Origin of the sequence: Klenkia terrae (genome assembly GCF_037083865.1) — a bacterium.
In the GTDB taxonomy this organism is placed as follows: Bacteria; Actinomycetota; Actinomycetes; order Mycobacteriales; family Geodermatophilaceae; genus Klenkia; species Klenkia terrae.
The window spans coordinates 1-22690 of record NZ_JBAPLV010000023.1; the positions used below are offsets into that span (position 1 = coordinate 1).

20 protein-coding genes are annotated in these 22690 nt (G+C 73.8%); 10 read left to right on the forward strand and 10 right to left on the reverse strand.

Going from position 1 to position 22690, the window contains the following annotated elements; all coding sequences use genetic code 11:
- Positions 1 to 85: 85 nt before the first annotated feature.
- Positions 86 to 1105, reverse strand: coding sequence for an LLM class flavin-dependent oxidoreductase (locus UXQ13_RS18060; protein ID WP_336392644.1), 1020 nt, complete (start codon positions 1103 to 1105; stop codon positions 86 to 88).
- 115 nt (positions 1106 to 1220) lie between these two features.
- Positions 1221 to 2303 carry an alkene reductase gene (locus tag UXQ13_RS18065; RefSeq protein ID WP_336392645.1) on the reverse strand — a complete coding sequence of 361 codons (1083 nt, stop codon included), beginning with the start codon at positions 2301 to 2303 and terminating at the stop codon, positions 1221 to 1223.
- Positions 2304 to 2502: 199 nt separating this feature from the next.
- Here UXQ13_RS18065 and UXQ13_RS18070 point away from each other — a divergent pair, with 199 nt between their 5' ends.
- A complete protein-coding gene (locus UXQ13_RS18070) occupies positions 2503 to 4260 on the forward strand; it encodes a putative bifunctional diguanylate cyclase/phosphodiesterase (protein WP_336392646.1) in 1758 nt (585 codons plus the stop codon).
- 15 nt (positions 4261 to 4275) lie between these two features.
- Here the strand turns inward: UXQ13_RS18070 and UXQ13_RS18075 are convergent, their stop codons facing one another.
- Positions 4276 to 5034, reverse strand: a complete 759-nt coding sequence (locus UXQ13_RS18075) for an SGNH/GDSL hydrolase family protein (RefSeq protein WP_336392647.1) — start codon at positions 5032 to 5034, stop codon at positions 4276 to 4278.
- A gap of 17 nt (positions 5035 to 5051) precedes the next feature.
- Between UXQ13_RS18075 and UXQ13_RS18080 the strand changes: the two genes are divergently transcribed.
- Entirely contained in the window at positions 5052 to 5900 is an 849-nt protein-coding gene (locus UXQ13_RS18080; RefSeq protein ID WP_336392648.1) for a transglutaminase-like domain-containing protein, read from the forward strand.
- A gap of 82 nt (positions 5901 to 5982) precedes the next feature.
- Here the strand turns inward: UXQ13_RS18080 and UXQ13_RS18085 are convergent, their stop codons facing one another.
- Complete coding sequence (locus tag UXQ13_RS18085; RefSeq protein ID WP_336392649.1) at positions 5983 to 7404, reverse strand: dihydrolipoyl dehydrogenase family protein; 1422 nt, start codon at positions 7402 to 7404, stop codon at positions 5983 to 5985.
- Between the two features lie 34 nt (positions 7405 to 7438).
- Between UXQ13_RS18085 and UXQ13_RS18090 the strand changes: the two genes are divergently transcribed.
- From UXQ13_RS18090 to UXQ13_RS18115, 6 genes are all read left to right on the forward strand, one after another.
- On the forward strand, positions 7439 to 7951 hold the full coding sequence (locus UXQ13_RS18090; protein WP_225232481.1) for a flavin reductase family protein: 513 nt from the start codon (positions 7439 to 7441) through the stop codon (positions 7949 to 7951).
- A 17-nt stretch (positions 7952 to 7968) separates the two neighbouring features.
- Positions 7969 to 10569 carry a bifunctional FO biosynthesis protein CofGH gene (locus UXQ13_RS18095; RefSeq protein WP_336392650.1) on the forward strand — a complete coding sequence of 867 codons (2601 nt, stop codon included), beginning with the start codon at positions 7969 to 7971 and terminating at the stop codon, positions 10567 to 10569.
- A 214-nt stretch (positions 10570 to 10783) separates the two neighbouring features.
- Positions 10784 to 11464, forward strand: a complete 681-nt coding sequence (locus UXQ13_RS18100) for a hypothetical protein (protein WP_225232483.1) — start codon at positions 10784 to 10786, stop codon at positions 11462 to 11464.
- A complete protein-coding gene (locus UXQ13_RS18105) occupies positions 11461 to 12957 on the forward strand; it encodes a glycosyltransferase family 2 protein (protein ID WP_336392651.1) in 1497 nt (498 codons plus the stop codon). Before UXQ13_RS18100 ends, UXQ13_RS18105 begins: the two co-directional genes overlap by 4 nt.
- 51 nt (positions 12958 to 13008) lie before the next feature.
- Positions 13009 to 14664 carry a DUF885 domain-containing protein gene (locus tag UXQ13_RS18110; protein ID WP_225232485.1) on the forward strand — a complete coding sequence of 552 codons (1656 nt, stop codon included), beginning with the start codon at positions 13009 to 13011 and terminating at the stop codon, positions 14662 to 14664.
- A gap of 53 nt (positions 14665 to 14717) precedes the next feature.
- A complete protein-coding gene (locus UXQ13_RS18115; RefSeq protein ID WP_225232486.1) occupies positions 14718 to 15728 on the forward strand; it encodes an NADPH:quinone reductase in 1011 nt (336 codons plus the stop codon).
- Positions 15729 to 15753: 25 nt separating this feature from the next.
- On the opposite strand, the gene UXQ13_RS18120 is transcribed toward UXQ13_RS18115, so the two are convergent.
- From UXQ13_RS18120 to UXQ13_RS18140, 5 genes are all read right to left on the reverse strand, one after another.
- Entirely contained in the window at positions 15754 to 16005 is a 252-nt protein-coding gene (locus UXQ13_RS18120) for a Txe/YoeB family addiction module toxin (protein ID WP_225232487.1), read from the reverse strand.
- The gene (locus tag UXQ13_RS18125; RefSeq protein ID WP_225232488.1) at positions 16002 to 16247 is read right to left on the reverse strand and encodes a type II toxin-antitoxin system Phd/YefM family antitoxin; all 246 of its coding nucleotides are present in this window, start codon (positions 16245 to 16247) and stop codon (positions 16002 to 16004) included. The genes UXQ13_RS18120 and UXQ13_RS18125 overlap by 4 nt, the downstream gene beginning before the upstream one ends.
- Positions 16248 to 16401: 154 nt before the next feature.
- Positions 16402 to 17559, reverse strand: a complete 1158-nt coding sequence (locus UXQ13_RS18130) for an acyl-CoA dehydrogenase family protein (protein WP_225232489.1) — start codon at positions 17557 to 17559, stop codon at positions 16402 to 16404.
- Positions 17560 to 17562: 3 nt separating this feature from the next.
- A complete protein-coding gene (locus UXQ13_RS18135) occupies positions 17563 to 19584 on the reverse strand; it encodes an acetyl/propionyl/methylcrotonyl-CoA carboxylase subunit alpha (RefSeq protein ID WP_336392652.1) in 2022 nt (673 codons plus the stop codon).
- 24 nt (positions 19585 to 19608) lie between these two features.
- Positions 19609 to 19782: a hypothetical protein gene (locus UXQ13_RS18140; RefSeq protein WP_225232491.1), complete on the reverse strand. Its 174-nt coding sequence runs from the start codon at positions 19780 to 19782 to the stop codon at positions 19609 to 19611.
- Between the two features lie 95 nt (positions 19783 to 19877).
- Here UXQ13_RS18140 and UXQ13_RS18145 point away from each other — a divergent pair, with 95 nt between their 5' ends.
- On the forward strand, positions 19878 to 20405 hold the full coding sequence (locus tag UXQ13_RS18145; protein ID WP_225232492.1) for a ferritin: 528 nt from the start codon (positions 19878 to 19880) through the stop codon (positions 20403 to 20405).
- A gap of 1 nt (position 20406) precedes the next feature.
- On the opposite strand, the gene UXQ13_RS18150 is transcribed toward UXQ13_RS18145, so the two are convergent.
- Positions 20407 to 22020, reverse strand: coding sequence for a carboxyl transferase domain-containing protein (locus tag UXQ13_RS18150; protein ID WP_336392653.1), 1614 nt, complete (start codon positions 22018 to 22020; stop codon positions 20407 to 20409).
- Between the two features lie 68 nt (positions 22021 to 22088).
- Between UXQ13_RS18150 and UXQ13_RS18155 the strand changes: the two genes are divergently transcribed.
- Positions 22089 to 22685: an SACE_7040 family transcriptional regulator gene (locus UXQ13_RS18155; protein ID WP_225232494.1), complete on the forward strand. Its 597-nt coding sequence runs from the start codon at positions 22089 to 22091 to the stop codon at positions 22683 to 22685.
- The last annotated feature ends 5 nt before the right edge of the window (positions 22686 to 22690 follow it).

The following is a 22690-nucleotide window of genomic DNA, read 5'->3' on the forward strand; positions in this document are numbered from 1 at the left end:
CGGTCGCTGCAACTCCCGAAGTGCTCGGGTGTTGCAGCGACCGTTAGAACCCGCCCCCGGGTGCGGGGCCGTCGTCCGTGCGGGGTCAGGCGCTGCGGGTCCAGCCGATCGCCGGGGCGACGTCCCGGACGATGGTCTCCAGCAGCCGGACGTTGTAGTCCACGCCGAGCATGTTGGGCACCGTGAGCAGCAGGGTGTCCGCCTCGCGCACTGCGGCGTCCTTGGCCAGCTCCTCGGCCAGCTGGTCCGGCGGGCCGGCGTAGTTCTTGCCGAACCGCGAGCGGGCGCCGTCCAGGATGCCGACCTGGTCCTCGCCGGACCGATCGCCGAAGTACATCCGGTCCTCGTCGGTGACCACGGGCATCACGCTGCGGCTGACCGAGACGCGCGGCTCGCGGTCGAAGCCGGCGTCGGCGAACGCGGCGCGGTAGCGCTCGATCTGCTCGGCCTGCAGCTCGTCGAACGGGATGCCGGTGTCCTCGGTGAGCAGGGTCGAGCTCATCAGGTTCATGCCCTGGCGGCCGGTCCACTCCGCGGTGCCGCGGGTGCCCGAGCCCCACCAGATCCGGTCGCCCAGCCCGGCGGCCTGGGGCTGGATGCCCAGCCGTCCGGTCACCCCGCCGGTCATCCGCGGGTCGGCGTCGGCCACGCCCGCGCCGGCGATCGCCGCGCGGAACAGGTCGGTGTGCTGGCGGGCCAGGTCCCCGCCGTCGTCGTCGAAGGCGTAGCCGAAGGCCGTGGCCCCGCGCAGCGCCGTCTCCGGTGATCCCCGGCTGATGCCCAGCTGCAGCCGGCCGTCGGCGAGCAGGTCGGTGATCGCCGCCTCCTCGGCCATGTACAGCGGGTTCTCATAGCGCATGTCGATGACGCCGGTGCCGATCTCGATCCGCGAGGTGCGGGCGGCGACGGCGGCGAGCAGCGGGAACGGCGCGGCGAGCTGCCGGGCGAAGTGGTGCACCCGGAAGTAGGCGCCGTCCAGGCCGAGCTCCTCGGCGGCCACGGCCAGCTCGACGCTCTGCACCAGGGCCTCGCGGCCGGTGCGCACCTGCGACCCCCGGCCGGGGTTCCAGTTCCCGAAGCTCAGGAAACCGATCTTCTTGTCCATGTCGTGACCTCCTCGGTCGCTCGATTGAACACTCAACCACCCATCGGTGTTCCTGCACAGCAGCCGGGCCCGACCGCAGGGTGCGATCGGGCCCGGGGAGGGTGCTGCGCGCGGGTCAGGCGCCGGCGGTGCTCAGCGTCGGGTAGTCGGTGTAGCCCTTCGCGCCGGCCCCGTAGAAGGTCGAGCCGTCCGGGGCGTTCTCCGGGTGGCCGCCGACCCAGCGCTCGACCAGGTCCGGGTTGGCGATGACCGCGCGACCCACGGCGACGACGTCGGCGTGGCCGGACTCGACGTAGCCGATCGCCTCGTCGCGCTCGGTCGGCGTGGCGAAGCCGGTGTTGGCCATCAGCGGGCCGCCGAATCGCCGCCGCAGGTCCTGGACCAGCTCACCGGCCGGGTCGGCGTGCAGCACGGACAGGTAGGCCAGGCCCAGCGGCGCCAGGGCGTCCACCAGGGCGCCGTAGGTGGCGCGGGCGTCGTCGGCGTCGGGCTCGACCACGCCCTGCACGCCGTGCTGGGGGGAGATGCGCAGGCCGACCCGGCCGGCGCCGATCTCCGCGGCGACCTCGGTGACGACCTCGACCACGAAGCGGGCCCGGGCCTCCGGGCTGCCGCCGTAGACGTCGGTGCGGGTGTTGGCGTCGACGGCGAGGAACTCGTGCAGCAGGTGCCCGTTGGCACCGTGCACCTCGACGCCGTCCAGGCCGGCGTCCACCGCGCGGCGGGCGGCGGCGACGAACTCCGCCTTGACCGCGACGGCCTCCTCGGTGGTCAGCGCGTGCGGCACCGGGTAGGGCAGCTTCCCCTCGGGGGTGTGCGCCTCCCCCGGGACGGCGATGGCCGACGGCGCCACGATCCGGTCGGTGCCGGTGATCGCGGTGTGCGACACCCGGCCGCCGTTCATGAGCTGCATGACCAGCCGGCCGCCGCGGGCGTGCACGGCGTCGGCGACCCGGGCCCAGCCGGCGGCCTGCTCGTCGGTGACGATGCCGGGCTGGCCGGGGTAGGAGCGGGACTCGTGGCTGGGGTAGGTGCCCTCGGTGACGATGAGGCCGAGGCCGGCGCGCTGGGCGTAGTGCTCGACGACGAGGTCGCCGGGGATGCCGGCGTCACCGGAGCGGGTCCGGGTCAGCGGGGCCATGACGACGCGGTTGGCGAGCTCGAGGTCGCCGAGCTGCACGGGTGAGAACAAGTCCATGTCCGGCCCAGCCGTGCCGGGACGCCCAGGATTCCGGTGTGCGGTGCGAGTCACGCCACAGCACCTCCGCCGGGACTCGTCGTCCCACCGGCCACTTCTGACAGCAGAACTCCCATCCTGTGACGGAACATGTCTCCTCAGTTGCGACGCACCACCGGAGTTGCGCCGTCCGGGCCGTTCCATGGGCGACAGTGTGCCGGTGAGCCTCTCCGTCCCGCCGACCCCGCCGACGCCCGGCGGCCCCAGCGGGCCGCGGGCGGTCGACACCCTGCTCGCCGACCGGGGCCAGCTCTTCCGGGCGCTGTTCCTGTCCGCGCCGATCGGCAAGGCCGTCGTCGCCGTCGACGGGCGCATGCTCGTGGTCAACCCCGCGCTGTGCACGCTCACCGGGCGCACCGCCGACGAGCTGGTCGGCGAGCACCTCGACGTGCTTGCCCACCCCGACGACACCCCGGTCGCCGACCAGCCCGGCATGCCGGTGCCCGGCCGCACACCGCTGGACCCGCACCTGGAGGTCCTGGGCGAGCGACGGCTGCAGCGCGCCGACGGCAGCACCCTGTGGGTGCAGCAGGCCCGCGAGCTGGTGCACCGCACCAACGGCGACCCGCACTTCGTCGTGCTGTCCCTGGTCGACGTCACCGACCGCCGGCGCGCCGAGGAGGACCTGGTCCGCCGGGCGCTGACCGACCCGCTGACCGGGCTGCCCAACCGGCGCTCGCTCACCGACCGGCTGCAGCACGCGCTGAACATCTCCCGCCGCCGCGGCGGTCCGGTCGGCCTGGTCTACCTGGACCTCGACCGGTTCAAGGCGGTCAACGACTCCCTCGGCCACGAGGCCGGCGACCAGCTGCTCTGCCAGGTGGCCGACCGGCTGCGCTGGTCGACCCGGGTCGAGGACACCGCCGTCCGGCTGGGCGCCGACGAGTTCCTGGTGCTGGCCGAGGAGGTCGTCGACGTCGACGGCCTGCGGACCCTGGCCGACCGGCTCATGCGGGTGCTCGACGACCCCTTCCACGTCAACGACCGCGAGATCGTGCTGTCGGCGAGCATGGGCCTGACCCTCACCCTGGGCCAGGACGCCGCCCCCGATGCCCTGCTCAAGCAGGCGCACGGGGCGCTCATCCGGGCCAAGGCCAACGGCGGCCGGGGCCGGATCGAGGTGCACGACGAGGCGCTCAGCGGCGGCGACGTCGACCAGCTGCAGCTGGAGAGCGACCTCCGGCACGCCGTGGACGCCGGCGAGCTGCGGCTGTTCTACCAACCCATCGTCGCCCTGGCCGACGAGCGGCTGCTGGGCTACGAGGCGCTCATCCGCTGGCAGCACCCCACCCGCGGGCTGCTGCCCCCGGGTGCCTTCCTCGAGGCCGCGGAGAACAACCGGCTGACCTCCAAGCTGGGCGCCTGGGTGCTCCGGCGGGCCTGCACCGACGCCGCCGACTGGGACCCGGAGCTGCGGGTGCACGTCAACATCTCCGCCCGGCACCTGGCCGAGCCCGGCTTCTCCGAGCTGGTGGCCACCGCGCTGGAGGAGTCCGGTCTGGAGTCCGGCCGCCTGGAGCTGGAGATCACCGAGTCCACCGCGCTGTTCGCCGCCGAGGCGACGCTCCGCTCGGTCTCCGAGGTCACCGCCAGCGGGGTCACCCTGGCCCTGGACGACTTCGGCACCGGCTACTCGGCCATCACCGCGCTCCACCGGCTGCCGATCCACACCGTGAAGATCGACCGCTCCTTCGTCGCCGACGTGGTCACCGAGCCCTCCACGGCCGCGCTGGTCCAGGGCCTGCTGCAGCTGGGTCAGGGCATGGGCCTGGAGGTCATCGCCGAGGGCATCGAGGACGAGGAGCAGGCCACCTGGCTGCGCGAGCACGGCTGCACGATGGCCCAGGGCTACGCGTTCGGCCGGCCGGCCCCGCTGCCGCCCCGGGAGCCCGTCGAGCAGGTCGCCACCCCGGCCTGAGGCGGGGAGCCGGCGTCAGACGGGGGTCGGCACCGGGCGCTTCGCCGTCCGGCCGTCCCCCGACGACCGGCCACGCACCCGACGGCCCACCCACGGGACGACGAACGAGCGCACCCACGCCACCTCGCCGGCGATCCGCTCCCGGCGGGGCAGCACCGGTGCGGGGTCCAGCGGCACCGCCCAGCCCGGGTCGACGTCCACCCCGAGGACGGCGGCCGCGGCCAGCGCGGTCCGGCGGTGGCCCTCGCTGCCCAGGTGGAGGCGGTCGACGTCCCACATCCGGGCGTCCTGCACCCAGGTGGCGCCCCACTGGTCCAGCACGTACGCACCCTGCCGGGCGGCGATCGACCACAGGTGAGCGTTGTAGACCGCCGACCGGCCACGGGTCCGGCCGATCAGCGGGGTCTGCCGCGGGTCGACGCCGGTGGCCAGCAGGACGTCGGCGCCCGCGGTCCGCAGCTGCACCACCGCGGCCTCCATCGCGACGGCGAGCGCGTCGGGGTCGGCGCCCGGGCGCAGCAGGTCGTTGCCGCCGGCGACCAGGCTCACCAGGTCCGGCGCGAGCTCCAGGGCGACGGGCAGCTGCTCGTCGAGCACCTGCTGCAGCAGGCGTCCGCGCACGGCGAGGTTGGCGTACTCCACCCCACCGCCGGCGGCGGCGAGGTGCCCGGCGAGGCGGTCGGCCCAGCCGACGAGCTCGTCCGGGCCGGTGCCGGGATCACCGACGCCCTCGGTGAAGGAGTCCCCGATCGCCACGTACCGCTGCCATGCCACCGGACCATCCTGACCCGGTGGCCGACGACACACCGCGCGGGTTCGACCCGGGGGCGGCCGGACCGGGATCATCTGCGGCCATGCGCACCGACGTCGCCTGCTCGCTGACCATCTCCTCCCCCGTGCCGGCGACGGCGCTGCTGCAGGTCGCGGTCGCCGCGCCGACCACCGAGGAGCTGACCATCCTGTCGGCGGGCCAGCCGCGGCACGCGGTGGAGACCCAGGTGGACGGCGCCCGGGTGCACAAGCTCGAGGTGGCCGCCGGGGAGACCACCATCTCCTACAGCGCGTCGGTCGAGTCCGGCGGCGCGCCCCGCGAGGTCACCGCCGCCGACTGGGCGGAGTACCTGCGGCCCTCCCGCTACTGCCCGTCGGACCAGGTCGAGGGGTTCGCCGCCCGCGAGTTCGACCAGGACGTCGAGCGCGGCGCGCTGGTCGGCCAGGTCGCGCAGTGGGTCACCGACCGGCTGGTCTACGTCGCCGGCGCCAGCCGGCCGGTGGACACCGCCATCGACACGCTGCTGGCCGGCTCCGGCGTCTGCCGGGACTACACGCACCTGACCGTGATGCTGCTGCGCGCGCTGGAGGTGCCGGCCCGGCTGGTCGCCGTCTACGCCCCCGGCCTGTCGCCGATGGACTTCCACGCCGTGGTCGAGGCCGACGTCGACGGGGTGTGGAAGACCGTGGACCCGACGCGGCTGGCGCCGACGTCGTCCCTGGTCCGGATCTGCCACGGCCGCGACGCCGCGGACACCGCGTTCCTGTCGCTGTTCGGCGGCCGGGCGACGCTGGGCCGGATGACGGTCACCGCCACCGTCGACGGCGACCTCCCGGCCCCCGACGCCGCGCCCTACCCGCTCCCGTAGAGCCCCGCAGGGACGATCTCGTCCGGCCGCGCCGCAGGGGCCCGGCCCGAGCCTGCGAGGGGTGGGGGGCGGTGTGGTCCTTCTACTGATCCCGGAGGGTCTCCAGGAGGCGCAGCCAGACCTCGTTCATCGTCGGGTAGGCCGGGACGGCGTGCCAGAGCCGGCTGATCGGCACCTCGCCGACGACGGCGATGGTCGCCGCCTGCAGCATCTCCGAGACGCCCGGGCCGACGAAGGTCAGGCCGACCAGCACCTGCCGGTCGGTGTCCACCACGGCCACGGCCTTGCCGGCGTAGCCGTCGGCGAACAGCGCCGACCCGGCCACGTTGCCCAGCTCGTACCGGACGACGGTGTGCGCGATCCCCTGCTCCTCCGCCTGCGCGGCGGTGATGCCCACCGAGGCGACCTGCGGGATGGAGAACGTCACCTGCGGGGTGGCCGCGGCGTCGGCGGTGGCGACGAACGGTGACCAGTCGGCCATCGAGACCTGCTCGCCGGTGGCCCGGGCGACGATCGCCGCGGCGGCCTGGCGGGCCTGGTACTTGCCCATGTGGGTGAGCAGCCGGCGGCCGTTGGCGTCGCCGACGCCGTAGAGCCAGTCCACGCCGCGGACCCGGAGGGTGTCGTCGACGTCCAGGTACTCCCCCGGCGCCAGGCCGACGGTGTCCAGCCCGATGTCGCCGGTGCGCGCCCGGCGCCCGGCGGCGACCAGGAACTGGTCGCCGCGCACCTCGCCGGCGCCGGTCACCACGACCACCCCGTCGCCGTCCTTGCGCACGGCGGTCACCGAGGTGTTCAGCTGCACGTCGACCCCGCGGTCGCGCAGGGACGCAGCCACCGCGTCACCGGCCTCGGGCTCCTGGCCGGCCAGCAGCCGGTCACCGCGCTGCAGCAGCGTCACCTGCGAGCCCAATGCGGACCACGCGGTGGCCATCTCCACGCCCACCACGCCGCCGCCCAGGATCACCAGCCGGCCGGGGACCTGCTGCGCGCTGGTGGCCTCGCGGGCGGTCCAGACCTCGACGTCGTCGATGCCCTCCAGCGGCGGGACGGCGGCCTCGGACCCGGTGCAGACCACGACCGCGTGCCGGGCGGTGAGCGTGCTGGTGCTGCCGTCGGCGGCGGTCACCACGACCCGCTTCTCGCCGTCCAGCCGGCCGGCGCCGCGGACCAGCGCGATCCCCGCGCCGTCGACCCAGGTCACCTGGCCCGAGTCGTCCCAGTTGCTGGTGAAGGAGTTGCGGCGGGCCAGGGTGGCCGCGACGTCCTGCTCACCGGTGACGGCCGCCGCGGCGCCGCCGACCGCGCGGGCCTCCTCGAGCACCTCGGTGCCGCGCAGCAGCGCCTTGCTGGGCATGCAGGCCCAGTAGGAGCACTCGCCGCCGACCAGCTCGCTCTCCACGAGGACGGCGGTCAGCCCGCCCTTCACGACGACGTCCGCCACGTTCTCGCCGGTCGAGCCGGCTCCGATCACGATCACGTCGAAGGTCTGGTCCGCAGTCACCGGCACAGTCTCGCCCGTGTGGTCGACTGGCCGCATGCCGGTCGACCCCGCGGACTTCGCCCAGGCCCTCCGCCAGTACGCCGCCGGGGTCGCGCTGCTGTGCGTCCAGGACGACATCGACGACGTCGGGACGACGGTCAGCTCGGTCATGAGCGTCTCGGCCGACCCGCCCCTGGTGGCCGTGGCGCTGACCACCGGCGGCTACCCGCTGGAGGTGCTGGAGACCGTCGGGTCCGGCGCGCTGACCCTGCTGGCCGCCGAGCACGAGATCGTGGCCAGCCGGTTCGCCTCCGCCGGGCGGCCCAGCGCACGGCACCTGCTGGAGACCGTGCCCTGGCAGCGGGCCGAGCACAGCGGCGCCGTCGTGCTCACCGGCGGGGTCGCCGCGCTGGACTGCCGGGTGGACCGGCTGGTCGAGGCCGGCGACCACACCGTGGTGCTGCTGGAGGTGCTCGCCGTCCCGGTGCTGGACGAGTCCCGCGACCCGCTGCTGCGGCTGCGCGGCCGCTGGACCGACGGGGCGGGCCGCGCCTTCCGCCGTCCGTAGGGGTTCACTGGGCATCGATGTCCGACGCACCCTTCTCCGAGTCCGCCGTCCGCCGCGCCCTGGTCCGGGCCGAGCGGGGGGTGGCGCTGGACGCCCTCGAGGCCGAGACGCTGCTGTCGGCCCGCGGCCTGGCCGCCGGCGACCCGCTGGACCGGCTGCTCACCGCGGCCACCCGGGTGCGCGACGCCGGCCTGGCCTCCGCCGGCCGCCCCGGGGTGGTCACCTACAGCCGCAAGGTGTTCATCCCGCTGACCCACCTGTGCCGGGACCGCTGCCACTACTGCACGTTCGTCACCACGCCCGGCCAGCTGCGCGCCGAGGGCAAGGCCCCGTTCCTGTCCCCCGACGAGGTCGTGCAGATCGCCCGGGACGGCGCCGCGCTGGGCTGCAAGGAGGCCCTGTTCACCCTGGGCGACCGGCCGGAGGACCGCTGGCCGGTCGCGGCCGAGTGGCTGGAGGCGCACGGCTACGACTCCACCCTGGGCTACCTGCGGGCCATGGCGATCCGGGTGCTCGAGGAGACCGGGCTGCTCCCGCACCTGAACCCCGGCGTGCTCACCTGGGAGGAGATCCAGCGGCTCAAGCCGGTCTCGGCGTCGATGGGCATGATGCTGGAGACCACCGCCACCCGGCTGTTCACCGAGCCCGGCGGCCCGCACTTCGGCTCCCCGGACAAGGACCCCGCCGTCCGGCTGCGGGTGCTCGAGGACGCCGGCCGGTCCGCCGTCCCGTTCACCACCGGCGTGCTGCTGGGCATCGGCGAGACCCCGGCCGAGCGGGTGGACGCCGTGCTGCAGATCCGGGCCGCGGCGCAGCGGCACGGGCACGTGCAGGAGACGATCGTGCAGAACTTCCGGGCCAAGCGGCGGACGGCGATGGCCGCCGCCGACGACCTGGGGCTGCAGGAGTACCTGGCCGCGGTCGCCGTCACCCGGTTGCTGCTGGGCCCCAAGCACCGGGTGCAGGCCCCGCCGAACCTCACCGACCCGACCGAGCTGGGCCTGCTGCTGCGGGCCGGCGTCGACGACTGGGGCGGGGTCTCCCCGCTCACGCCCGACCACGTCAACCCCGAGCGGCCCTGGCCGCACATCGACACCCTCACCGAGCTGACCGCGCAGGCCGGGTACACCCTCCGCGAGCGGCTGGCCGCCCAGCCCGGCTACGTGCAGCAGCCCGAGCCGTGGCTGGACCCCCGGGTGCGCCCGCACGTCACCGCCCTGGCCGGCCCGGACGGGCTGGCCGTCGAGGGCCGCAGCCCGGTCGGGCTGCCGTGGCAGGAGCCCGACGAGACCTGGGGCGCCTCCGGGCGGGTCGACCTGCACACCTCGATCGACACGGAGGGCCGCACCGACGACCGGCGCAGCGACTTCGACGCCGTCTACGGCGACTGGGCCGAGCTGCGGGAGCGCACCACCGGCGCCCGCAGCGGGCTGTCCACCGCGATCGCCGCCGGCGACCCCGAGGTGCACGCCGCCCTGGCCCACGCCGAGGCCGACCCGGCCGGGCTGACCGACGCGCAGTACCTGGCCCTGCTCGGCGCCGACGGCGACGACCTCGAGGCGCTGGCCGCCCTGGCCGACGCGGTCCGCCGCGACGTGGTCGGCGACGACGTCACCTACGTGGTGAACCGGAACATCAACTTCACCAACGTCTGCTACACCGGCTGCCGGTTCTGCGCCTTCGCCCAGCGGCGCACCGACGCCGACGCCTACACGCTGTCCCTGGAGCAGGTCGGCGACCGGGTCGACGAGGCCTGGGCCGGCGGGGCGACCGAGATCTGCATGCAGGGCGGCATCCACCCCGACCTGCCCGGCACCGCCTACCTGGACCTGGCCCGCGAGGTGAAGCGCCGGCAGCCCGACATCCACCTGCACGCCTTCTCCCCGATGGAGATCGTCAACGGCGCGGCCCGCACCGGGCTGTCCTTCCGCGACTTCCTGCTCGCCGCCAAGGAGGCCGGGCTGGACTCCATCCCCGGCACCGCGGCCGAGATCCTGGACGACGACGTCCGCTGGGTGCTCACCAAGGGCAAGCTGCCGACCGCGACCTGGCTGGAGATCGTGGAGACCGCGCACTCGGTGGGCATCCCGTCGACCTCCACGATGATGTACGGCCACGTCGACGCCCCGCACCACTGGGTCGGCCACCTGCGCACCCTGGCCGCGCTGCAGGACCGCACCGGCGGGTTCCGGGAGTTCGTCCTGCTGCCCTTCGTGCACCACAACTCCCCCGTCTACCTGGCCGGCGTCGCCCGCCCGGGGCCGACGATGCGGGAGAACCGGGCCGTGCACGCCGTCGCCCGGCTGCTGCTGCACGGCCGCATCGACAACATCCAGACCTCCTGGGTGAAGCTCGGCGACGCCGGCACCCAGGTGGTGCTGACCGGCGGCGCCAACGACCTGGGCGGCACGCTGATGGAGGAGACGATCAGCCGGATGGCCGGCAGCGAGAACGGCTCGCTGAAGACCGTCGCGCAGCTGGAGTCGATGGCCGCCGGGATCGGCCGGCCGGCCCGCCAGCGCACCACCGACTACGGGACGCCGTCGGCCGAGCGGCTGGCCACCGCCCGCACCGACGCCGGCCGCGCGGCGCTCACGCTGCGGATCAGCCCCGTCTGAGCCGGTGACGCGGAGTAGGGACGCCGGGGGTCGGTCACCCCGGCGGGTGGAAAGCGGTCCGGCCTGACCCCTTCGGGTTTGGTCATCCCCGGCGGTCCTTGACCCCTGTGACGGGCGGTAACAGGGTCATCACCAACAGCCCGGGACGACGGCGATCCGGGGTGCTCACCCTCCCCCAGACCGCGGCCCTGCGCCGCCAGCCAGGAGCTCTCCCGTGAGGCCACCCGCCCGCACCCGCCGGACCGCGAGGTCCCGCACCCTCCTCGTCGGGGCCGTGCTCGCCGGCACCGCCGCGCTCAGCGCATGCCAGTTCCCCGACGTGAGCATGAGCCCGTCGCTGGCCGACCGCTCGACCACCGCGGCCCGGACGACGTCGGCGTCGCCGACCGCCGAGCCGACCCCGACGGCCGCCGTCGAGGCCGTCCAGGTCGCCGAGCCCACCGTCGCACCCCGCCCGGCCGGCGAGCTCGACCCCGGCTCGGTGACCCACGTGGTCGCCGCCGGCGAGCGCCAGCTGGTCGTGGACTGGTGGACCTCCGGGTCGCCGACGACCTGGACCGCCGCCGACGAGAAGTCGCTGCAGCTGTCGGCCCACCTCGAGGGCGGCGACGACGCCGACCTCGAGGTCCTCGTCACCCGGTTCGCCGCCGTGCTCGACGACGGCACCACCCGCACGTCGCTGGCCGACGACCAGGGCGAATTCGCCCTGCAGGCCCCGTACACCTACGGGACGGCGCTGTCCCTGCCCGCGTCGGCCGAGGGCGCCACGTCGGTGACCGTCGACCTCCAGTTCGACCTGCTGGTCGAGACCGAGCCCGGGTCGCAGCGCTACTTCCGCCAGACCGTCCTCGACAGCCTCGTGCTGCCCCTCACCGCCCTGCAGGAGACCCCGTGACCGAGCTCGCCGTCCCCGACCTGACCACGCGAGGCATGCGCCGGTCCACCGACCGGGTCACCCTCCTCGCCCGCAGCGGGGGCGAGATCCCCGACGTCAGCACCCTGGTGCCGGCCGAGTTCTCCGACGGGCGCAGCACGTCCAGCCGTCGGCACGCCACGATCGCCTGCGTCATCCCGGCCTACAACGAGGAGGGCACGATCCGCGCCGTCCTCGCCTCGATCCTGTCCCAGACCCGCCCGCCGGACACCATCCACGTCGTCATCAACAACACCGACGACGACACCGGCGAGATCGCCGGGGAGTTCGTCGGCGAGCACGAGCGCACCGTCAAGGGCGAGACGTACTCGACCGTCGTGCACGTGCACGACATCGGGGTGAACCCGGACAAGAAGGTCGGCGCGCTGAACTACGGCTACTACGTCAGCCGCGGCCACGACTACATCCTCGGCGTGGACGGCGACACCACCCTCGACCGCTTCTGCGTCGAGTGGATGGAGAAGGAGATGGTCACCGACCAGCGCATCGGCGGCCTCTCGGCGATCTACTCCTTCGACAAGTCCACCGTGAAGGGTCCGATGGCCAAGTTCCTGGTGGCCGGGCAGCGCGCCCAGTTCGCCGGGTTCAACATGGACAACCTGGTCCGCGGCCGGAACATGGCCGTGCTCGGCGGCCAGTGCTCGCTGTTCAGCGTGCGTGCGCTGGAGCAGGTCATGTACCTCAACCACCAGGCCGCACCGTGGGTGCGCGACTCCGAGGTCGAGGACTCCAAGCTCTCCCTGCAGATCAAGGACGCCGGGTTCAGCACCAAGATCAGCGCCCGTGCCCGGGCCAACGTGGGGCCGATGGAGACCCTGCGCTCCCTGCACGGCCAGCAGGTGAAGTGGAACTACGGCGGCATCGACCTGCTGTGGCCCGGCCAGCGCGGGGACACCAAGGGCCAGCCGCTGCACCCCAACCTGCGGCTGCGCTGGTACGAGAACATCGCGATGGTGCTCAACATCTTCAGCCGCATGGCGTTCCTGCTGCTGCTGGCCGCCGCGCTGAGCATCGACGCCTTCGTGTTCAACCCGGTCTGGCTGATCCCGCCGGCGGTGGCGACGATGCTGAACCTGCGGATCGCGGCGTCCATGCACGACAAGAGCGCCTCGGACATCTTCTACGCCCTGCTGGCCGTGCCCGCCGAGCTCTACATGTGGCTGCGGATGGGGCACTTCCTCACCGCGTGGACCCAGTTCTTCGCCCGCTCGGACAAGGACAACTGGGCTGCCCAGGCCGCCGCCGAGCGTGGTCGTGGCTCGGCCTACGTGATGCCGCTGGTCTGCGCGGCGGCCACCTTCGCGGTGCTGATCTTCGCCTGGAGCCAGCAGAGCGTGGGGCTGCAGTCGGCGATCCTGTCGATCGGCTGGCCGGTGCTCTACCTGCTGACCGTGCTGCAGACGCTGTTCATGGTGAAGAAGCTGGTCCGCCGCCAGCGCGGCTTCCAGGTCTGATCCCGCTCTCCTGACGACCCGGTCATCGGCCCACCCCCCTACGGTGGGCCGATGACCCCGTTGGAGCAGCTCGCCGACCGGTTCGTCGACTCCTACGCCGCGATCGACCCGACCATCGCCACCTACCTGGGGGTCCCCGGGTACGACGACGCGTGGCCGGACCTCTCCCCCGCCGGCCTCGCCGCCCGGGCCGACCTGCTCCGCCGCACGGTGGCCGACGTCCGGGGCTGCCCCGCGGCCGACCACCGCGAGGAGGTCGCCCGGGCCGCCATGGTCGAGCGGCTGGAGTCCGAGCTCGCCCGGCTGGACTCCGGCTGGGCCGCCGCCGACCTGAACAGCACCGAGTCCCCGCTGCAGGCGTTCCGGCAGACCTTCGACTTCATGCCGGTGGACACCGAGGCCGACTGGGCCACGATCGCCGCCCGGCTGGCCGCCCTCCCGGCCGCGGTCGAGGGGTACCTCGCCGGCCTGGACGCCGCGGCCGACGCCGGCCGGGTCTCCGCCGTCCGGCAGGTCCGGCTCACCGCGGCCCTGGCCCGGAAGTGGGCCGGTACACCGCACGTCCCCGGCTTCTTCACCACGTTCACCGAGCCGGCCCCGGCGTCGCTGCGCGCCGAGCTGGACCGGGCCGTCGAGGGCGCGCACGACGCGCTGCTCCGGTTCGCCGACCACGTCGAGCGCAGCCTGCTGCCCCGCGCCCCGGAGGCCGACGGCGTCGGCCGCGAGCGGTACGCCCTGGAGTCCCGGTTCTTCACCGGCGCCGACCTGGACCTCGAGGAGACGTACGCCTGGGGCTGGGCGGAGCTGGCCCGCATCGTGGCGGAGAAGGCCGCCGTGGCCGAGACCATCGCGCCCGGGCAGGGCGTCGCCGGGGCCATGGCCGTGCTGGACGCCGACCCGGCGCGGCTGGTCCGCGGGCGCGACGCGCTGCAGCGCTGGCTGCAGGACACCGCAGACCGGGCGATCGCGGCGCTGCACAGCGTCCACTTCGACATCCCCGAGCCGGTGCGCCGGATCGAGGGCCGGCTGACCCCGACCTCGGGCGCCGGCGTCTACTACTCCAGCCCGACCGAGGACTTCAGCCGCCCGGGCCGGATGTGGTGGTCGCTGCCCGACGGCGTGGACGAGATGACCACTTGGCGGGAGACAACCACGGTCTTCCACGAGGGCGTGCCCGGCCACCACCTGCAGATCGGCCAGACGGTGCACAACTCGGCCTCGCTGAACCGGTGGCAGCGGATGCTGAACTTCTGCTCCGCGCACGCCGAGGGCTGGGCGCTGTACTCCGAGCGGTTGATGGGCGAGCTGGGCTTCCTGGACGACGCCGGCGACCGGCTGGGCATGCTCGACGCCCAGGAGCTGCGGGCCGCCCGGGTGGTGCTGGACATCGGGGTGCACCTGGACCTGCCGATCCCGCCCGGGCACGGCATCGACGCCGACCGCTGGAGCTACGACGTGGCGCTGCAGTTCCTCCGCGACCACGTGTCGATGGACGACCAGATGCTGGTCGACGAGCTGCACCGCTACCTGGGCTGGCCCGGCCAGGCGCCGGTCTACAAGGTCGGCGAGCGGGTCTTCCTCACCTGCCGTGAGGAGGCCCGGGCCCGGCACGGCGAGGCCTTCGACCTGGTCGAGTGGCACCGCCAGGTCCTGGACCTCGGTCCGCTGGGCCTGGGTCCGCTGGCCGAGGAGCTCGCCCGCCTTTAGCCGTCCGGAGCCCCGGTGCTGCGGGCGGGGGCCGGGAGGGGTAGGCAGGGGGCGTGCGAGCGATCACCTACACCCAAGCCGGTGGCCCCGACGTCCTGCAGCTGACCGAGCTGCCCACCCCCGAACCGGGGCCGGGTGAGGTCCGGGTGCGGCTGGCGTACTCCGGGGTCAACCCGACCGACTGGAAGTCCCGCAGCACCGCCGACCCCGGCGACAGCGGCAAGACCCCGGACCAGGACGGCAGCGGCACGGTCGACGCCGTCGGCCCCGGCGTGGACGCCGGCCGGGTCGGCGAGCGGGTGTGGGTCTGGGAGGCCGCCTGGCAGCGCGCCACCGGGACCGCGGCCGAGTACACCGTCGTCCCCACGCACCAGGCGGTGCCGCTGGGCGAGCACGGCTTCGACCTCGGCGCCGCGCTGGGCATCCCGTTCATGACCGCGCACCGTTGCCTCACCGTGGCCGAGGAGCTGCCCGACCGGATCGGCCCCGGCACCCTGGAGGGCCGGGTCGTGCTGGTGCAGGGCGGCGCCGGCGCGGTCGGCAACGCGGCGATCCAGCTGGCGCACTGGGCCGGCGCGACGGTGATCGCCACGATCAGCTCGCCCCGCAAGGCGCAGCTGGCCGCCGCGGCCGGCGCCGACCACGTCGTGGACTACACGACCCAGGACGTGGTCGCCGAGATCAAGAAGATCAGCCCGCGCGGCGTGGACGCCGTCGTCGAGGTGTCGATCGTGGCCAACGCCGCGAAGGACGTGGACGTGCTGGCGCCGCACGCGTCGGTGGCGATCTACGCCGACGACGGCGGCACCGAGTTCACCCTGCCGGTCCGCGCACTGATGGGCCCCAACGCCCGCTTCCAGTTCGTGCTGGTCTACACCGCGCCGGCCACGGCCAAGGGCCACGCGGTCGACGACATCACGGCTGCGCTGGCCGCCGGGGCGATCCGGGTCGGCGAGGACGCCGGGCTGCCGCTGCACACCTACCCGCTCGCCGACACCGCCGCGGCGCACCAGGCCGTGCAGGACGCCGTCGTCGGCAAGGTGCTGGTCGACGTCACCGCCTGAGCCCGCGGGGAGCGGCGCGCCGAGGTCAGTAGTGGCGGCGCGCCTGCAGCACGACCAGGTCGTCGCCGTCCACGAGGTAGACCAGCCGGTGCTCCTGGTCGATGCGTCGCGACCAGCAACCGGACAGGTCTCCGCTCAACCGCTCGGGCTTCCCCGTGCCCACCCCCGGGTCGCGGGCAGCCTCGACGATGAGCCGGTTGACCCTGGTGAGCGTCTTCCGATCCCCCACCCACGAGGTGTAGTCACGCCAGCCGTTCGGCGTGAAGACCACCCTCACGGGAGCAGCTCGTGCTCCTGGACCTCACCGGCTCGCGCCTGCGCCAGGCTCTCCCGCAGGTGTGCAGCGTTCGCCGGGGACTGCAGGAGGAACACGGTCTCCTTCAGCGATCGGTACTCGTCCTCGGAGACCAGGAAGGCCGTGCCGTTCTTCGAGACGATCTCGACGGCTGTCTGGTCCTCGTTGACCTCCTGGATCAACGGGAAGAGCCGCTGGCGCGCTTCGCTGGCGGTGACGGACACGGGACCTCCATCGACGAGTGGTACCGGAAACTGTACCGCCTCGACGGGTGGTGGGCGTCCACCTGCGCGGGAGTCCGTCCTCCTGCACCAGCTCTGGTGCAGGAGGACGGACTCCGGCGCACCCCCCTGATCGACGCTGGGGAGTACGGAGGGGTCAGGCGCCGACGCCGAGGGAGCGGGCGATGAGCATCCGCTGCACCTCGCTGGTGCCCTCGCCGATCTCCAGGATCTTGGCGTCCCGGTAGAACCGGCCGACCGGGAACTCGTTCATGAAGCCGTACCCGCCGTGCACCTGGGTGGCGTAGCGGGCGTTCTCCATCGCCATCTCCGAGCTGTACAGCTTGGCGATCGCGGCCTCGCGCTTGAACGGCTCGCCGCGCAGCATCTTCTCCGCGGCCCGGTAGTAGGCCAGCCGCGCGGTGGAGGCCCGGACCTCCATGTCGGCGATCATGAACGAGATCGCCTGGTTGCGGCCGATGGCCTGGCCGAACGCCTCGCGCTCGGCGGCGTACTTCACGCTCTCGTCCACGCAGCCCTGGCACAGCCCGACGGCCAGCGCGGCGATCGCGATCCGGCCCTCGTCGAGGATGGACAGGAACTGGGCGTAGCCGCGGCCGCGCTCGCCGACCAGGTTCTCCTCGGGCACCCGGACGTCGGTGAAGGACAGCTCGCGGGTGTCCGAGGCGTTCCAGCCGACCTTGGAGTACCGCTGGCCGACCACGAAGCCCGGCGTGCCCGAGGGCACGATGATCGCGGAGATCTCCTTGCCGCCGTCGGGCTTGGTGCCGGTGACGGCGGTGACGGTGACCAGCTCGGTCAGGTCGGTGCCGGAGTTGGTGATGAACGCCTTGGACCCGTTGATCACCCACTGGCCGTCCTCGAGCTTCGCCGTCGTCCGGGTGGAGCCGGCGTCGGAGCCCCCGCCGGCCTCGGTCAGCCCGAAGGCGCCGAGCGCCTCACCCGCGCACAAGCGGGGCAGCCACTCCTTCTTCTGCTCCTCGGTGCCGAACCGGAAGATCGGCATCGCGCCGAGGGAGACGCCGGCCTCCAGCGTGATGGCCACCGAGGAGTCGACCCGGGCCAGCTCCTCCAGCGCCACGCAGAGGGTGAAGTAGTCACCGCCGGAGCCGCCGTACTCCTCCGGGAAGGGCAGGCCGAACAGCCCGAGCTCGCCCATCTGGCGCACGATCGCCGTGGGGAACTCGTCGGCCTCGTAGAAGGCGCCGATCTGCGGGCGCACGACCTCGTTGGCGAACTCGCGGACCATCGTCCGCAGCGCCTCGGTCTCGGTGTCGAGCCGATAGTCCAGCATCGCTCAGTCCTCCTCGGGGGTCCGCGGGATCACCACGGCCACCTGCTCGTCCAGCCGGACCTGTTGGCCCGCCGTCACGGGGAGCTCGTCGACCACGCCGTCGATCGGCGCGACCAGCACGTGCTCCATCTTCATCGCCTCGACGACGAGCAGCGGGGTCCCCGCCGTCACCTCGTCGCCGACCGCGGCCCGCACCAGGGTCACCGTCCCCGGCATCGGGGCGGTCACCACGCCACCGGCCAGCGCCGCCGTCCCCGCGCCCGCCGTCCGCTCGACCAGCCGGAACGGCAGCGCGAAGCCCTCGGCGCCCAGCCAGACGGTCGAGCCGTCCCGGGCCAGGGCGTACCAGGTGGTCACGTCGTCCAGCGAGACGGCCAGCCGGCCGTCCTGCCGCCAGGCGCGGGCGCGCATCGGCTCGCCCTCGCCCACCCGGACCTCGCCGTCGCCGGCCCGACCCCGGGTGCGCACCACGACCGGCTCGCCGCCGGGGACGACCAGCCGGCGCGGGGTCCACGCGTGCTCCCCGACCCGCCAGCCACCGGGCACCGTCCACGGATCCACCACCACTGCCCCGCCCTGCCCCCGGATCCCACCCGTGCCGCCCGTCTCGTCGTCCACCAGCAACGACATCGCCACCGCCGCGTAGATGCCGGCCGGCGGGTCCTCGGCGCGGGTGAGCTCCTCGCCGCGCCGCTCGATCAGCCCGGTGTCCAGGTCGCCGGCCACCACGGCCGGGTCGCTGAGCAGCGCGCGCAGGAACGGCACGTTGGTGGTCACGCCCAGGATGGCGGTGCGGCCGAGCGCGGCGACCAGCCGGCCCCGCGCGGTCTCCCGGGTGGGGCCCCAGGCGATCACCTTGGCCAGCATCGGGTCGTAGTCCGAGCCGACGACCCCGCCCTCGACCAACGAGCTGTCGACCCGGATGCCCTCGCCGACCGCCTCGGTCAGCGCGACGACGGTGCCGGCCTGCGGCAGGAACCCGCGGGAGGGGTCCTCGGCGTAGACCCGGGCCTCGATGGCGTGCCCGCCCAGCTCGACGTCGGCCTGCTCGAAGGGCAGCTGCTCCCCCGCGGCGACCCGGACCTGCAGCTCGACCAGGTCCAGCCCGGTGATCGCCTCGGTGACCGGGTGCTCGACCTGCAGCCGGGTGTTCATCTCCAGGAAGAAGAAGTCCCGCGGGTTGTCGGCGTCGACGATGAACTCGACCGTGCCGGCCCCGGTGTAGCCCACTGCGGCCGCCGCGTCGACCGCGGCCTGGCCCATGGTGGCCCGCATCCGCGCCGACAGCAGCGGCGACGGCGCCTCCTCGATCACCTTCTGGTGCCGGCGCTGCAGCGAGCACTCCCGCTCACCGAGGTGGACGACCGAGCCGTGCGCGTCGGCCATCACCTGCACCTCGATGTGCCGGCTGTTGCCCACGTACCGCTCGACCAGCAACGTGTCGTCGCCGAAGGAGGACCGGGCCTCGCGGCGGGCGCCGGCGATCTGCTCGGGCAGCTCGTCGGCCGACCGGACCACCCGCATGCCCTTGCCGCCGCCACCGGCCGAGGGCTTGAGCAGCACCGGGAACCCGGCCTCGACGGCGGCCGCGGCCACCGCGTCGTCGTCCATCCCGGGCTCGGAGGACCCGGGGACGACGGGGACGCCGGCGGCGCGCACCGTGGCCTTGGCCCGGATCTTGTCGCCCATGGCCTCGATGGCGGCGACCGGCGGCCCGATGAAGGTGATGCCCGCGGCCTCCAGGGCCCGGGCGAACTCGACGTTCTCGGACAGGAAGCCGTAGCCGGGGTGCACGGCCTGGGCACCGGTGGCCCGGCAGGCCTGCAGCACCCGCTCGATGGACAGGTAGCTCTGCGCGGCCGGGGCCGGGCCGATCGGGACGGCGAGGTCGGCGACCCGGGTGTGCAGCGCGCCGGCGTCGGCCTCGCTGTAGACCGCGACGGAGCGGATGCCCATCGAGCGCAGGGTGCGGATCACCCGCACCGCGATCTCGCCGCGGTTGGCGACCAGGACGGTGGTGAACATCAGGCGTCCACCGCCGTGCTCAGGTCAGGCTGCGCGCCCCAGGACCTTGTCGGCCTTGCCGACCTTGACCAGCCGGCGCTTCTTGACGGTGTAGCCGGGCGGCAGCGTGCCCTCGGCGAGCGCCCGGAGCGGGCAGCGGCCGCAGCGCGGCTTGTCGACGCAGCACTTCTTCTTCGGCATGCGCTGCTGCTTGGCCACGGGGTGAGGTTAGCCATGCCTGCCTCGCTGCGGAAGGGGTGGGAGGGGGTGCCCGGTACCGTTCGGTCGACGTCCGCCACCGAAGAGGAGACACCGTGGCCGCCGAAGCCTTCGTGAACCAGCTCAACGTGCAGATCGGCAACGAGTTCGCCGCGCACCAGCAGTACGTCGCGTGCGCCGTCTACTACGACCAGCAGACGATGCAGCAGACCGCGCAGCTGTTCTTCGACCAGGCCGCCGAGGAGCGGACCCACGCGATGATGATGGTGCGCTACCTGCTCGACGCCGACGCCGAGGTGCGCATCCCGGCCCTGCCGGCCCCGATCAACGACTTCTCCGACGTGGTCGCGCCGATCGCGCTGGCCCTGGAGCAGGAGAAGCGCGTCACCGAGCAGATCAACGAGCTCACCGCGGTCGCCCGCCGCGAGAACGACTTCGCCTCCGACCAGTTCATGCAGTGGTTCATCAAGGAGCAGGTCGAGGAGGTCAGCAAGATGAGCGACCTGCTGGCCGTGGCCAAGCGCAGCGCGCACGACGTCGAGCAGATCGAGGACTACGTCCAGCGCGAGGCCGCCGCCGGCGAGGGTGCCGACCCCACCGCGCCGCGCATCGCGGGCGTCTGACTCACATCCGGAAGACGCCATAGCCGACCTCCTCCAGGGGGGCGTGCGAGCACGCGGTGAGCGCGAGACCGAGCACGGTCCTGGTGTCGGCGGGGTCGATGACCCCGTCGTCCCAGAGCCGGGCGGTCGCGTAGTAGGGGTGGCCCTGCTCCTCGTACTGCGCGCGGACCGGGGCCTTGAAGGCCTCCTCGTCCTCGGCCGACCAGGTCTCCCCGCGGGCCTCGAGCCCGTCGCGGCGGACGGTGGCCAGCACGCCGGCGGCCTGCTCGCCGCCCATCACCGAGATGCGAGCGTTGGGCCAGGTCCAGAGGAAGCGGGGCGAGTAGGCGCGGCCGCACATCGAGTAGTTGCCGGCGCCGAACGAGCCGCCGATGACCACGGTCAGCTTGGGCACCCGGGCGCAGGCGACGGCGGTGACCATCTTGGCGCCGTGCTTGGCGATGCCGCCGGCCTCGTAGTCGCGGCCGACCATGAACCCGCTGATGTTCTGCAGGAACAGCAGCGGCACCTTGCGCTTGTCGCACAGCTCCACGAAGTGCGCGCCCTTGACCGCGGACTCGCCGAACAGGATGCCGTTGTTGGCCACGATGCCCACTGGGTGCCCGTGGATGCGGGCGAACCCGGTGACCAGGGTCTGCCCGTACAGCGCCTTGAACTCGTGGAACCGGCTGCCGTCGACCAGCCGGGCGATGACCTCGCGGACGTCGTAGGGCGTCTTGCTGTCCGGGGGGACGACGTCGTACAGGCTCTCGACGGGGTACGCCGGCTCCTCGGTGGGGACGACGTCCCAGGGCGCGGGCGCCACCGGTCCCAGGGTGCCGACGATCTGGCGGAGGATCTGCAGCGCGTGCTCGTCGTCCTCGGCCAGGTGGTCGGTGACCCCGCTGACCCGGCTGTGCAGGTCTCCCCCGCCCAGCTCCTCGGCGGTCACCACCTCACCGGTCGCGGCCTTCACCAGTGGCGGACCGCCCAGGAAGATCGTGCCCTGCTCGCGGACGATCACGGCCTCGTCGCTCATCGCCGGCACGTAGGCACCGCCGGCGGTGCAGGAGCCCAGGACCGCGGCCAGCTGCGGGATGCCGCGGCGGGACAGCTGCGCCTGGTTGTAGAAGATCCGGCCGAAGTGGTCGCGGTCGGGGAACACCTCGTCCTGCCGGGGCAGGAAGGCCCCGCCGGAGTCGACCAGGTACAGGCACGGCAGCTCGTTCTGCAGCGCCACCTCCTGGGCCCGCAGGTGCTTCTTGACCGTCATCGGGTAGTAGGTGCCGCCCTTGACGGTGGCGTCGTTGGCGACCACGACCACCTCGCGGCCGGCGACCCGGCCCACGCCGGTGATGATCCCGGCGGCCGGGGCGTCGCCGTCGTAGAGGCCGTGCGCGGCCAGCGGGGACAGCTCCAGGAACGGACTGCCCGGGTCCAGCAGGGTGTCGACCCGGTCGCGGGGGAGCAGCTTGCCGCGGTCGGTGTGCCGGATGCGGGCCCGCTCCCCGCCACCGCCGGCCACCGCGCGCAGCTGCTCGGCCAGGTCGTCGGCCAGCGCGCGGTGCCGCTGGGCCCACCCCCGGGCGACCTCGGGGTCGGCGGGCGGGGTACTGCTGAGCACCGGCGCATCCACGGGCACAGGTTAACCACGGTTCACGTCGCCGGTCCAGCAGGAGGTGAACTCCGGTTAACATCTCGGGCATGACCGCGGAGCCGGACAGCGCGCTGCACGCCGATGCCGCGCGCCCGTCGCGCCGCGAGCAGATCCTGCAGGCCGCCGCCCAGCTGTTCGCCGAGCGCGGGTCGCGCAGCGTCGGGGTCGACGACGTCGGGGCGGCGGTGGGGGTGACCGGCCCGGCGATCTACCGGCACTTCGCCAGCAAGGACGCGATGCTGGCCGAGATGCTGCTGCGGATCAGCGAGCGCCTGCTGGCCGGGGCGGAGCAGGTGCTCACCGACGCCGGCGACGACCCGGCCGACCAGCTGGCCGGCCTGATCGCCTTCCAGGTCGACTTCGCCCTGGACAACCCCGCGCTGATCACCGTGCAGGACCGCGACCTGGGTGCGCTGGCGGAGGCCGACGCCCGGCAGGTCCGCCGGCTGCAGCGGCGCTACGTGGAGCACTGGGTGGGGGTGCTGGCCGCGCTCGCGCCCGAGGCCTCGACCGCGGAGTGCCGCGCCCGCGCGCACGCCCTGTTCGGGCTGATCAACTCCACCCCGCACAGCGGCGGACGGCTGTCCCGCCCGGCGATGCAGGCCCGGCTGACCGCGATGGCGCTGGCGGCCGCGACCGCCTGAGCCGC